The sequence below is a fragment of the Dyella amyloliquefaciens genome, from assembly GCF_004296575.1.
GTDB classification, from domain to species: Bacteria; Pseudomonadota; Gammaproteobacteria; order Xanthomonadales; family Rhodanobacteraceae; genus Dyella; species Dyella amyloliquefaciens.
Window position 1 is genome coordinate 140,334 of record NZ_SAYT01000006.1, and the last position, 13,818, is coordinate 154,151.

General features: G+C 62.7%; 5 protein-coding genes. 3 read left to right on the forward strand and 2 right to left on the reverse strand.

Annotated elements, in window-relative coordinates:
- The first annotated feature begins 29 nt into the window (after positions 1-29).
- Positions 30-1,970: an enterotoxin gene (locus EPB08_RS15505; protein ID WP_229238365.1), complete on the forward strand. Its 1,941-nt coding sequence runs from the start codon at positions 30-32 to the stop codon at positions 1,968-1,970.
- A gap of 558 nt (positions 1,971-2,528) precedes the next feature.
- Here the strand turns inward: EPB08_RS15505 and EPB08_RS15510 are convergent.
- A complete protein-coding gene (locus EPB08_RS15510; protein WP_229238366.1) occupies positions 2,529-5,537 on the reverse strand; it encodes a TonB-dependent receptor in 3,009 nt (1,002 codons plus the stop codon).
- A 903-nt stretch (positions 5,538-6,440) separates the two neighbouring features.
- Here EPB08_RS15510 and EPB08_RS15515 point away from each other — a divergent pair.
- A complete protein-coding gene (locus EPB08_RS15515; protein ID WP_130620024.1) occupies positions 6,441-8,606 on the forward strand; it encodes an alpha-N-acetylglucosaminidase in 2,166 nt (721 codons plus the stop codon).
- A 61-nt stretch (positions 8,607-8,667) separates the two neighbouring features.
- On the opposite strand, the gene EPB08_RS15520 is transcribed toward EPB08_RS15515, so the two are convergent.
- Positions 8,668-10,275, reverse strand: a complete 1,608-nt coding sequence (locus EPB08_RS15520; protein WP_130620025.1) for a carboxyl transferase domain-containing protein — start codon at positions 10,273-10,275, stop codon at positions 8,668-8,670.
- 389 nt (positions 10,276-10,664) lie between these two features.
- Here EPB08_RS15520 and EPB08_RS15525 point away from each other — a divergent pair, with 389 nt between their 5' ends.
- The gene (locus EPB08_RS15525) at positions 10,665-13,712 is read left to right on the forward strand and encodes a TonB-dependent receptor (protein ID WP_229238367.1); all 3,048 of its coding nucleotides are present in this window, start codon (positions 10,665-10,667) and stop codon (positions 13,710-13,712) included.
- Positions 13,713-13,818 lie beyond the last annotated feature (106 nt).

Consider the following 13,818-nt stretch of genomic DNA (forward strand, 5'->3'; position numbering starts at 1 on the left):
CGCGTGCGCGGACGGGGCTCGGCATCGCCGTGGCGTCAGCGCTGCTGGTGGCGGCCGGTACGGTTTCGGCGGCACCGACCGGTACGAATTTTGGCAACGCATCGATCGACGTGCGCTGGAATCTTGCCGACGGCAAGCTGGCTGACATGGTGGTGAGCGACCGCATCAACACGCTCGACATCCCGGTCAGCCAACCGTTTGTGCTCACTTATCGCGATGGCCACAAGCTTGATGCCACCCAGCTGAAGCTGCTGTCGGCGCCCAAGGAAAGCAAGCTCAAGGCAGATCCCAAGGCTTCGCGCGCGGCGGAGCGTGTCCCCGGGCGCGCCATCACCGCGACCTTCGGCGATGCCGATGGCCGCCTGCGCATCGAATGGCAGTGGGTGCAACGCGAGGGTTCGGACTACCTGCGCGAGATCGTGACGGTCACCGCGCTCAAGCAGGACGAGGACATCGCGCGCGTCGACCTGCTGCAGGCCAAGGCCGATAGCACCGAAGTGGTTGGTTCGGTTTCCGGCTCGCCGGTGGTCGCTGGTCCCGACTATTTCGGCTTCGAGCATCCACTTTCATCCAGCGAGGCGTGGGGCAACCGCGTCAAGCTGTGGATCGAACGCGGCCTGCCGCTGCCCAAGGGGCAGTCGATGACCTACTCGGCGGTTGTGGGTGCCACGCACGGCAACCAGCTGCGCCGTGACTTCCTCACTTACGTGGAGCGCGAACGCGCGCACCCGTATCGCACCTTCCTTCACTACAACTCCTGGTACGACATCGGCTACTTCACGCCGTATACCGAGGCGCAGGCGCTGGAGCGTATCCATGCGTTCGGCGAGGAGCTGTCGGTCAAGCGCGGCGTGAAGCTCGATTCGTTCCTGTTCGATGATGGCTGGGACGACCGTAGCGGCGCCTGGAACTTCAGCAAGGACTTCCCGCACGGCTTCGCTCCGCTGCGAGAAGCGGCGGCAAAGTACGGCGCGGCGCCGGGCATGTGGCTGTCGCCATGGGGTGGCTATGGCGCGCCGAAGCAGGAGCGCGTGAAGAACGGCCAGGCAAACGGCTACGAGATCATCGATGGCGGCCTCGCGCTTTCCGGTCCCAAGTACTACCAGCGCTTCCACGACGTGACGCTGGACCTGGTGCGCAACGATGGCGTCAACCAGTTCAAGTTCGACGGCACCGGCAACGCGGACAAGGTGTTTCCCGGCAGTCGCTTCAGCAGTGATTTCGACGCGGCCATCGCGCTGATCGACGACCTGCGCAAGGCGCGTCCCGATCTCTACATCAACCTCACCACCGGTACCCTGGCCTCGCCGTTCTGGCTGCGTTACGCCGATTCGATCTGGCGCGATGGCGAGGACGACTGGCATGCCGGCGTGGGCACCGAACGCGAACGCTGGATCACCTACCGCGATCGCGAGACCTATCGCAACATCGTGGTGAAGGGGCCGCTGTTCCCGCTCAATTCGCTGATGCTCCACGGCATCATCTACGCGAAGGAGAACAAGCGCCTCAACACCGATCCGGGCCACGACTTTGCCAATGAAGTGCACTCGTACTTCGGCACCGGCACGCAGTTGCAGGAGCTGTACGTCACCCCGTCGCTGCTGAGCAGCTCGGACTGGGACATGTTGGCGGAGGCAGCGAAGTGGTCGCGCGCCAATGCGCAGGTGTTGAAGGACACGCATTGGGTCGGCGGCGACCCGGGGCGCCTGGACGTCTATGGCTGGGCCGCGTGGACACCCGCCAAGGCCATCCTCACGCTGCGAAATCCCAGCGACAAGCAGCAGCTTGCCGTCGTCGACCTGGCCAAGCAGCTTGAGTTGCCGCCGGGTGGGGCGCGCAAGTTCCAGGCGCGTAGCCCGTGGCAGGCCGATGCGGCGCAGACGTCGCGTGAACTGGATGCGGACCATGCCCAGACCATCGAGCTCGCGCCGTTCCAGGTGCTGACGCTTGAGCTGACGCCGAGCCACTGAGCTATAAGCCCGCCGGCGCGTGGCGCCGGCGGGCTGCCTCGCAGGTGTGCAAGGTCTGCCTCGATCCATCCGACGCGCGGACGGCGCTGGTGCCTTGTGATCGCAGCGGGCACTTCTTCGCCAAGCGCGATGCAAGTATCGCGGAGCTCGCACCCAGAACATTGCAGTCGCCGGGCGGCACCTTCGATCCCGCCTGACTGCCATCACGTCAGTGATTTAGTAGAGCCGCACAGGTTGCGGCTTTGTTCGCGCGTGAAAGAGGCGCCGATAGCCAACTACGTCTCATGACACAACTGGCCGGTAGCCAGGTCCACAGCCCGCATAGCGGCGAAACCCTTCAGCGCAATCCGGGGGGGGGCTTGGGCGCTTTGGCTTGGGAAGAAAAGGGCGCGGCTGCGGCCCCATTCGATCGATGATCATTGGGGCCGCAGTCTTCGGCTCCACCATTCGCTATTGGAACTACGTCGCCGGTCATTAAACCCGGCCAGCATGCAGGGCGTAAGTGGAGGCATGCCCGGCGATGGGCTGCTCGGGCATGCCTATGTCGTGCCTTGACGATCAGTAGTCGTAGGTGACGCCGAGTCGCACGTAACGCGGTTGCTGCAACACCATCGGCGTGCCATAGAGCGGGTTCGGCGTGCCACCACTGCTGCCGTTGAAGTCGGCTTGCAGGTTGAGCGGCGCCTGGCCATTGAACACGTTGAAGATGTCCACGCCCAGGGACAACTTGTGGTTGGCGAAAGCCGGGCGGTAGTGAACACCCAGGTCAAGCTGCTTCAGCCAAGGCAGGCGTCCGGTCGCACCAGGAGGAGAAGGCTCGCCGTTGCACCAGTGGTAGTTGGAGCCATAACCGTCGGGATCGGTCTGTTGCGGCCCGTAATAACCGAGGCAGTACTTCGGGCCACCTGAGGTCAGGTTGAGGTTGGCCGACACCAGCCACTCAGGCGTAATTGCGTAATAGCCGTAGGCCTTGATCACGTTGGTGTGATCGTTGCCTTGCGGACCGTTGGCGTAAACCATCAGCTCCGGGAAATCCCAGTCCTCGTTCTGCGTACCGCCGGTGGCGCGGATGTCGGACTGACCCTGTCCCTCGCTGTTGCCGTAGCTACGAGAGAAGGCGTAGCTGATCTTTCCGTACCATTTGCCGTCGAAAGGATGTTCCAGGAAAGTTTCCAGAGCGTAGTAACGACGCACGGCACGCGGGAAGTTGAAGTCGGCGTTGGTCATCGTCACGCTGTGGAAGGCCCCACTCGGGTCCTGCACCGCGAATGTGTTGGCTTCACCAGGGTTGATGTAGTAGCAGGTGTCGGTGTTGACGTCGGTGATGCCTTCCGAAGCCGACTTATTCACCAATGCCCCGACGTCGCACCAATCGTCGATCACGTGCCGCAGGATGCGGCGGGTGAGCTTGGCGCCATAGACCCAGTTTTGGCCTGCCGTCTTCTGGAAGCCGAGCATGAACTCGTCCTGGTCTTCGGCCTTGAGACTCGTTGCCGTCATCGTTCGCGGATCCGGCGTTTGACCGTAGGCGCCATTGGGCGACACCGGCTGCGACATCTGCGTCAGGCCTGTGGGTGTGCCGTCGGCTGCAATGCCACTGTAGGTGTAGTACTGCGAGGTGGCTACATAACCGTTGGCGGGATCGCCAGGGGCGATCGGCGAACCGAGGTAGTAACGTCCGGCATTACCGAACACCTTGAACGTGCTGTCGCCGAACACATCCCAACTGAAGCCCAGACGAGGTGCCCACTGCGGCTTGGTTTGCCGCATATAGGGCACTGCGCTGGCATTGGTATTGGTGAAATCATCATCACGCAGACCGATGGAGAGCAACAGCCGGTCGTTGACCTGCCAGTTGTCCTCGATGTACTCGGCGTGTTCGGTCGAGAACAGGTTCCCGCCCTGGTTGAAGATGTACTTATAGGCGTAGTAACCGCCCGCACCATTCGGATAGTTGGCGGTAGGGCCCACACCCAGCGAGGGAACCAGGGGCTGGGTAGGTGTATTGGTATAGCCGTAGATCCACTGGTAACCGCCTGGCCCCGAGGTCAGCTGATCCTGTTCCCTGGCAGCGGTGCGCAGATTGTCGATGCCCGCTGTGAGCGTGTGGTCGCCCAAGGTGTAGTTCAGCGCCACGCGCAAGTTGGTAGTTACGAAGTTCTGATCAGGATTGTTGATCGCGGTGACGGTCTGGTTGTTTGTGATCGGCGTGCCGCCATTCAATGCCGGATTCTGCCGCGTGTAGTCTCCGACGTAAGTCGTGTCCGGATCGTAGGCAGGGTTCTCGATGTAGCTGCGCGTCTTCATGCTGCCGTACATGGCCGTGAGAGTCAGCTTGTCCGTGATGTAGCTCGTAAACTTCGCCACCCACAGATCACCGCCGTGCTTGGTGTCGTTGGCGTAAGCTTTGAACCCGTTGTCACTGAGGTTGCTGTAGTCGTAGTTGTAGACCGTGCCGCTTGTGAAGCTCTTCTCGGATGCACCCGTCAGTTCCAGCAGGTTGCTGTCGGTGATATTCCAGTTCACCTTGGCGTACCACTTGGGGACTGTGTCCTTGTAATGTGAGTCGGTGCCGGACTCGACGCTGTTGACCGAGTTTCCATTCGTATGGGTCATTTCCGCCGAAGCGAAAAAAAACAGCTTGTCACGGATGATCGGGCCACCCACGTACAAGTCGTAGACAGACGACCAGTTGCTGTTCTGGTTCCGAGGATCGTACAGGCGGCCGGCTACGGGTGACGGTGGCAGGCCATTTGCGTAGTACGTGCTGTCCTGGCTGGCGACCATCGAAGATGGTTCGTAGAGGAACTGCCCGCCGAAGTGCCATTCGTTGGTGCCACTCTTGCCGATCATGTTGAGCACGCCACCGTCGCTACGCCCGTACTGTGCGCTGTAGCCGCCGGTGTACACCTCTTCCTGGTCGATCGATCCGTACGGCAGCGTGATGCCGCCTTGCGCAAGGTTCGGATCGGTAGTGTTGAAGCCGTTGAGGTAGTAGGCGTTCTCGGTAGACGACGAGCCGCCGAAGCTGATCAGCGACTCGCCCGTCGTACTGGTTGCACCACCGGCGCCGAGATTGGTTGCCGGTGCCAGCAGCGCCACTGCCTCAGCCGTGTGTTGCATCGGCAGCTTGGCCAGCTGATCCGCGGTGATTACCGTGCGCGAGTCCACCGAGGTCACGTCGATGGATGGTATTGCGTTCGCCGACACGCTCACACCAGAGAGTTGCTTCGCGTTCGTAATGCTGGCCGGAGCTGCCTCCTGCTCAGTAAAGGAAACGTCTGAACCAATGCCCACCTGCAGCAAGACATTCTTGCGCTGCTGGATGACCTGGCCGTTGAGCATCAGACTGACGGTGTACGTACCGATGGGCAGCTGGTTGGCTGCATAACGGCCCTGGCTGTCGACGCCGACGGTGCGGGTAAGGCCCGAGTCGTTGCTTACCGTGACGCTCTCTCCTGCCTGTACCGGTACGTGGCCGAGGATACTGCTAGTGGTGGACTGACCGTGGGCGGTGGTGGCAATCAGCGCGGTGCCGATGACAGTCGCCAGAAGCTTGTGCTTCAACAGATGTTTCTCTTGCATTGGACCCCTCCCCAGGGTTCAAGTCGATGGTAAACCTGAAGGTTTCGATTTCTTGCCTTTCCAGAGCGCATATCGCCGCCCTTGGGTCAGCGAAAACGTATCGAACGCGTCTTTTCTAGCTCATGGGCACGGAATGCGGCGATCCGGCGTGGCTAGGGTTGAATCGCATCATCTTGCGAAATATTTCGTTTCGGTACTTTCGTTTTATTACGTCTTGTCAAGTTTCGCAAGTAGACGAAATTTCAGGCGGACGGCAATCGGCTGCGCCGCGATGACAGGTATGGATTTGGAACCGTGACGATGTACCCGGGCTGCGCGCGCAGGATGAAGGTCGGCACGGTCGGCGATGCCGAAGCGTTTCCCCGCAAACCCCGGCTGATTTCATGAGTTGCACCGATTCGAAGCTGGTCTTTCAGTGCCAATCTCTTGCTCGGGCTGCCGACGATGGCAGTGGGGCCTGTGCAAGCCTTGCCCCAGATCGTGTTGACCGACACATCCCCGCTATACCGCGATATGGACCTCGCGTTTTGCAGCTACCACTGATAACCACGAAGGCCTGGCGCGCATTCAGGCATGGATGTGGGTGGGAAGCTCAACGGACACGGGTGGCCAACCAGGCGCAGTCCGACCTGTTCATACCAGGGCGCGACCATTGCCTCGAGGTCACAGCAATCCGCGCGATCGTGACAACGACTTTCCGGTCCTGGTGATGGGGTGGGCCAGGAGGCATCGGGGTGTGCGATATCCAGCCGACGGTCAAGGGAGTGGACCCTACGCGCGAGGTGGTTGATGCTTTCACTCTACGGCGCAAGCTGAGGCTCTTGGGTAGGTATCGTGAACTCCAATTTTGCGCATCGTCATCGCGTTGGGCGCCTGACCCTCTTTATGATCCTGTGCTTGGTCGCCTGCAGCGCACTTGCGGGATTCGACACGGCGCCGGCGCAGGCCGCCCTGCAGCGATTGCTGCCGCGACACCAGGCGCAGCTCACGCTGGTCGCGCTGGACGGGCAGGGTGGGGATCGATACGAGATCAGCGGTACGGCCGGGCATATCGTGGTGGCCGGAACCTCGCCGGCGACGCTGCTCGCGGGTGTGGAAACCTATCTTGAGCAAGTGACTCACACCAGCTTCGGCTGGCCCGGGGACAGCGTGGATCGTTTGCCGGCTACCTTGCCGGCACCAACGTCGTCGATCAGCCGCACGGCGAAGGTGCCGGACCGTTTTGCGCTCAACGATGTCGATGACGGCTATGCCGATGCTTATCTCGATTGGCATCGTTGGGAGCATAAGCTTGACCTGCTGGCCTTGCACGGCATCAACGAAGTCTTCATGCCCATCGGCACGGAAGAGGTGTACCGGCGCACCTTTCGCGAGTTCGGCTACGACGATGCGCAGATCCGCGCGTGGATTCCTGCTGCCGGGCATCAGCCATGGTGGTTGCTGCAGAACATGTCCGCGTTCGGTGGGCCGATGTCGCCGGCGCAGTTCGAACGCCGTACCGAACTTGCCAAGAAGATCGTGGCCCGCCTGCGCGAGTTGGGCATGACCGCGGTGATGCCCGGCTACTACGGTACCGTGCCTTCAGGTTTCAAGGAGCGCCATGCTGGCGTGAGCGTGGTGTCGCAAGGCGAGTGGGTGGGATTCAAGCGGCCAGACTGGCTCGATCCGCGCGACCCGATGTATGGCCGCGTCGCCGCGGCCTTCTATCGCCATCAGCGCGAGTTGTTCGGCGATAGCACGATGTACAAGATGGACCTGCTCCACGAAGGCGGCAGGGCTGGCGACGTGTCGGTGGGCGAGGCCGCGAGGCAGGTGATGCAGGCCTTGCAAGCGGCCCATCCGGATGCGCGATGGGTCATCCTCGGCTGGCAGCACAACCCACCCACGGCGGTGATTGATGCCGTGGATGCGCGGCGGCTATTGATCGTCGATGGTCTTTCCGACCGCTACGACGGGCTGGATCGGGAGCGTGACTGGCACGGTGTGCCGTATGCGTTCGGGGCGATCAGCAACTTCGGCGGGCATACGACGCTGGGTGCAAATGCCGGCATCTGGTTGTCGCGCTTCCCGGAGTGGCACGACAAGCAGGGCAGCGCGCTGCGCGGCATTGCCTACATGCCCGAAGGCAGTGGTACCGACCCGGCTGCCTTTGCGCTGTTCACCGCCCTGGCGTGGCAGGCGTTGCCGGCGGAGCCCGCGCCATGGTTTGTCGATTACGCCACCTATCGCTATGGCGGACCCGACGCGCATGCCTCGGCAGCCTGGCGCATGTTGGCGACGACGGCGTACGCGATGCCTTCCAACGATTGGTCGGAACCACAGGACAGCCTGTTCAATGCGCGTCCCGATCTTGCCGTGCGCACGGCGGCGAGCTGGTCGCCGGAAAGCATGCGTTACGACGCCGGGCGTTTCGGACACGCCGTCTGCGAGCTGCTGAAGGTCACACCCGCTTTGCGCCACACAAGCGCCTATCACTATGACCTGGTGGACGTGACTCGCCAGGCGCTCGCCAACCAGGCGCGCTTGCTGCTGCCTCGTATCGGCGAGGCCTATGCGTCCAAGGACGTCCCGCGTTTCCATGCGCTGGCCACGCAATGGATGGACGACATGGGCATGCTCGATCGCCTGCTCGCCAGCGAGCCGCATTTTTTGCTGGGCAACTGGCTGTCAAATGCTCGGCGTGCGGCTCGAAGCGACGCGGAAGCCGCCCAGCTGGAATACGACCAGCGCTCCATCATCACCAGCTGGGGCGATCGCTCCGGCGCCGATCGCGGTGGGCTGCACGACTATGCCAATCGCGAGCTGTCGGGCCTGGTGAGCGGGTTGTATGCACCACGCTGGCAGCGCTACTTCGACTCCCTGGCGCAAGCCATGGCCAGTGGAAGCCCACCCGCGCCGATCGACTGGTTCGCCATGGAGCAGGCCTGGGCCCATTCTCGGGACGTGCAGCGGACGACGCCGCAGGGCGATGCGTGGCAGCTTGCGAACGACGTGGCCGCGAAGCTCGAGCTTTGCCCGCGCAGCGGCCCGTCGGCAGCCGATTTACCCTGAGAACCGGATGAGGGGTGTGCCCCCCATCGATGCCCTTGCGTGAGCGCGCTGGCCCGTCGGATTACATGCGGAACACGCCGTAGCGCTGCGGTTCGATCGGCGCGTTGAGCGAGGCGGAAATCGCCAGCCCCAGCACGCGACGGGTATCGGCCGGATCGATGATGCCGTCGTCCCAAAGGCGCGCGCTCGCGTAATACGGGTGGCCCTGGCGCTCGTACTGCTCGCGGATCGGCGCCTTGAAGGCTTCCTCATCCTCGGTGGTCCAGGTTTTGCCGCTGGCTTCGATACCGTCGCGACGCACGGTGGCGAGCACTGATGAGGCCTGCTCGCCACCCATCACGCTGATGCGCGAGTTGGGCCACATCCACAGGAAGCGAGCGCCATAGGCGCGGCCGCACATGGCGTAATTACCCGCGCCGAAGCTGCCTCCGATCACCACGGTGAACTTCGGCACATGCGAGCACGCCACGGCGGTCACCATCTTGGCGCCATCCTTCGCGATACCGGCGTTCTCGTACTTCTTGCCGACCATGAAGCCGGTGATGTTCTGCAGGAACACCAGCGGCACATTGCGCTGGTTGCACAGCTCGATGAAGTGCGCGCCCTTGAGCGCGGACTCGGAGAACAGGATGCCGTTGTTGGCGATGATGCCCACGGGATAACCGTGGATATGCGCGAAGCCGCATACCAGCGTCTTGCCGTAGCGCGCCTTGAATTCGTGGAACTCCGAGCCGTCGACGATGCGCGCGATCACTTCGCGGATGTCGAACGGGCGACGCGTGTCCTGGGGAATCACGCCGTACAGCTCCTCGGCGGGGTACAGCGGCTCGCTCGGCGTCTTGAGCGCGAGCGGCATCGGCTTGTTGCGGTTGAGGCTGGCGACGATATCGCGCGCAATGGACAGCGCGTGCGCATCGTTCTCGGCGAAATGATCGGCTACGCCCGAGACGGACGTATGCACGTCTGCACCGCCCAGTGCCTCGGCGTTCACCACCTCGCCGGTGGCGGCCTTCACCAGTGGCGGACCACCCAGGAAGATGGTGCCCTGTTCGCGCACGATGATGGTCTCGTCGCTCATCGCCGGCACGTAGGCGCCGCCAGCCGTGCACGAACCCATCACCACAGCGATCTGCGGAATGCCCAGGCCCGACATGCGCGCCTGGTTGTAGAAGATGCGGCCGAAGTGCTCCTTGTCCGGGAACACTTCGTCCTGCAACGGCAGGAAGGCGCCGCCGGAATCGACCAGGTAGACGCACGGCAGCCGGTTCTCCAGCGCCACTTCCTGCGCACGCAGGTGCTTCTTCACCGTGATCGGGAAATAGGTCCCACCTTTGACCGTGGCGTCGTTGGCGACCACCACCACCTCGGTGCCGTTCACGCGGCCGATGCCGGTGATGATGCCGGCGGCGGGCGCCGCGTCGTCGTACATGCCATGGGCAGCCAGCGGCGACAGCTCGAGGAACGGCGAGCCGGGGTCGAGCAGGGCGCGGATGCGCTCTCGTGGCAGCAGCTTGCCGCGGGCAGTGTGCTTGTCGCGGGCCTTCTCGCCGCCGCCCTCGGCGCTGCGCGAGAGCTCGCGATGCAGGTCGTCCACCAGTCCGCGCAGTTGCGCGCTGCTGGCCTGAAAGTCCGGGGAGCGGGAGTCGATCTGCGAGACAAGGACACTCATGGGCTGACGCTGCCGTTCGAATGAAGCAGTTGATGATAACGGTACGGGCCGGTGGGCTAAATCGGCGGCGCAGCATCGACGGCGTGGCGGGACGTCTGGTCGTGCAACGCGACCGGCTGGGGTGCGATGTCTAGCGGATGTCTTGTCACTAGGCGAATGACTTGAAAGCGATAGGGCCATGTCTGGCGCTTATGTGTGTTTCCAAGCGGTTGCCATGCCAGCCCTGCACCTTTACGTGATGGCGGTCACACCATCATGATCTTTCGTTTTCTTTTGTTGACCGTAAGTTTTCATTTCTTTTAATTTCGAATGACACGCCTTTGGGGGTGGCGTGCCGTGTCGCGAAAGTCGCGGCGAAAAAATCCATTGAAGTAAAGGAGTTGAAGCATATGGCTTTACAACCTCCTCGACGTCGGCTGGCGTTGCGCCCGACGTCACTGGCCCTGGCCATCGGCATGGCCGCCAGCGGCCTCGTTCATGCCCAATCGACCACCGGCACCATCTTCGGCACGACTCCGACAGGGACCGGCGACGCCGTGCACGTGCAGAGCACCGGCTCTGGTCTGTCCCGCGATGCATCGATCGACGAGCGTGGCCGCTTCACCATTGGCGAACTGCCGATCGGCGCCTACACGGTCACCCTGTTGCGCAATGGCAAGGTCGTCGACACGCGTAGCAACGTGCAGCTTCGCGTGGGAACCAGCACCCAGGTCGTGTTCAACCCGTCGGCGACGGCCAGCACGCAGGAGGCCCAGAACCTCTCCGGAGTGAACGTCGTCGCCAGTTCGCTGCCGGCGATCGACGTGACCAGCGTCGACTCGCGCACCGTGGTCACAGCGACCCAGCTCGCCAAGCTGCCGGTGGAGCGCAGCGCCGAATCGATTGCCCTCCTTGCGCCTGGCACGGTGCAGGGCAACCCATCGTTCGGCGGCGTGGCTTTCAGTGGTTCGTCTGTGGCGGAGAACGCGTATTACATCAACGGATTCGACACGAGCAATCCGCTGACCAACCTGGGCGGCACCCAACTGCCCTATGGCGCGATCGACCAGCAGGAAATCATCGCCGGTGGCTACGGGCCGCAATACGGCCGATCCGATGGCGGCGTGATCAGCCAGGTCGGCAAACGCGGCACCAATGAATGGCATTTCGGCGCGCAAGTGCAGTGGATTCCACGCTCCACCAAGGCCGATCCGGCAGATATCTATTACGTCAACGGCAGGCGCAAGGGCCAGCTGTACGACTACAACAAGCAGGACAACAGCTGGGACGACGTGGTCAGCGGTTATTTCGGCGGCCCGCTGATCAAGGACAAGCTGTTCGTGTTTGCCGCTTATGAGTTCGAGCGCAAGCAGGGCAGCAGCGTGGGCAACGTCAGCAGCCCGTACGAGACGCAATACCGCTATGACTACCCGCGCTGGTACACCAAGCTCGACTGGAACATCACCGATAGCAACATCCTCGAGTTCACCGGTATCTCCAGCAAGACCTCCTATGCCGCCACCCAGTACGACTACGACTACTCCAGTTTCACTGCGGGTGGTTTCCACGCCGTTTCGTCGCCCACCAAGGACACCAGCGACATCGGCATCGTCAAGTACACCAGCTACATCACCGACGATCTCACGCTGAGCGCTTTGTACGGCAAGATGCACCAGATCAACCAGACCCTGTATCCGGACTACGACCCGGACCAGGTCTACATCTCGGGGATCACGGCGCAGAACCCGGCCATCGTCGGCGGGAGCCCGGTCAAGAGTCCGCAGCCATTCGGCTACATCAAGGCGGACGACGCCGGCAACCGTACCAGCAACCTGCGCCTCGACCTCACCTATCACCTCGGTGACCACACGCTCAGCGCGGGCATCGACAACCAGACCGCGCGGGCGAAGGACCAGGGTTCGCACGTGTCCGGGCCGGACGGCGGCTACTGGTGGATCTACCACGACAATTCGAACGACCCGAACGCGCCGCTCGATCCCTCCAACGGCGTGCCGTCGCCAGTGAATTACCCGGGAGGGGAAACGGGCTATTCGGTGAGCCGCTATGTGTACTCGGCGCTGGCCTCGGCGCGCACTGTGCAGCAGGCCCAGTACGTCGAGGACGCTTGGCAGGTGAGCGATCGCCTGCTGCTGAAACTCGGCGTGCGCAACGAGCAGTTCACCAATTACAACTCCGACGGCAAGGCCTACATCCGCCAGACCAAGGCGCAGTGGGCGCCCCGGCTAGGTTTCAGCTGGGACGTGAATGGCGACGCCAGTTTCAAGGTGTTCGGCAATGCAGGCCGCTACTACCTTGCACTGCCGAACCAGGTGGCGATCCGCGCTGCGGGCGGCAGCATCTATACCAACGAGTGGTACACCTACACCGGTATCGACCCGGCCACCGGCGTACCTACCGGTCTCACTGCGTTGCCTCCCTACCATCCGGTATCGCCGGACGGCGAACTGGGCACGGCACCGGACCCCGCCACGGTGACGGCCAGGAACATCAAGTCCGAGTACCAGGACGAGTTCATCCTGGGCTTCCAGAAGCAGCTCAACCCGCAGTGGTATTACGGCATGAAGGGCGTCGTGCGCCGAATGCGCAATGCCATCGACGACGTTTGCGATACGGACCCCATCCTTGCCGCCGCGCAGGCCCAGGGCATCAACCTGGATGATCTGCAGCCACTGAAGGGCTGCCGGCTGTTCAATCCCGGCCGCGCCAACGATTTCACCTTGCTCATGAACGACGGCGGTCGCAGGACGGTCACCGTGAGCAATGCCGACTTCGGCTTCCCCGCGCTCAAACGTGACTACGTCGGCCTCGAGTTCATCCTGGAGCACCCGTTCGACGGCAAGTGGTACGGGTCGTTCAATTACACCTACTCGCACAGCTACGGCAACACCGAAGGCCCGGTGCGTTCGGATGTGCGCCAGTCGGACATCTCGGCGACCACCTCGTGGGATAACCCGGCCCTGATGGTCTATTCCAATGGTAGCCAGGCCAACGATCAGCGCCATCACGTCAAGTTCAACGGCTACTACCAGCTCGCGGACGAATGGATGGTCGGCGCAACCGCTGACATCGCTTCCGGGTACCCCCGCAACTGCCTGGGCGCATACGGCGGTCCCGGGACGCCGGCCGACGAACGCGACCCGGCCGCCTACGGTGATTCCGCCTACTACTTCTGCAACAGCGTACCTGAGCCACCGGGCAGGGCAGGGCGCACGCCCTGGACATACCAGCTGTCCACCAACCTGGAATACCGGCCGACATGGGCCGACAAGAAGCTGGCCTTCAATGTCTACGTGTTCAACCTGCTCAACCAGCAGAAGCCCATCCAGTACGACTACGGATACGGCAGCACCAATGACCAGCCCACCGACAGTTATGGCCGTGTGGTCTATCGCCAGACACCTCGCTACGTGAGGCTGGCAGTGTCGTACGACTTCTGACTGCGGCACGCGATCGCGCCCGAATCGTCTCCCCCTTGCCGCAGCGGAACCGCTGCGGCTTTTTTTCTACGCGTGTCGCCGCGGTAGGCACAAAAAAAACCGGCCG

Excerpts from the sequence above, each read along its gene's own strand:
- EPB08_RS15515 (WP_130620024.1), top strand. The coding sequence starts at position 6,441 with ATGATCCTGTGCTTGGTCGCCTGCAGCGCACTTGCGGGATTCGACACG.
- EPB08_RS15520 (WP_130620025.1), bottom strand. The coding sequence starts at position 10,275 with ATGAGTGTCCTTGTCTCGCAGATCGACTCCCGCTCCCCGGACTTTCAG.
- EPB08_RS15525 (WP_229238367.1), top strand. The coding sequence starts at position 10,665 with ATGGCTTTACAACCTCCTCGACGTCGGCTGGCGTTGCGCCCGACGTCA.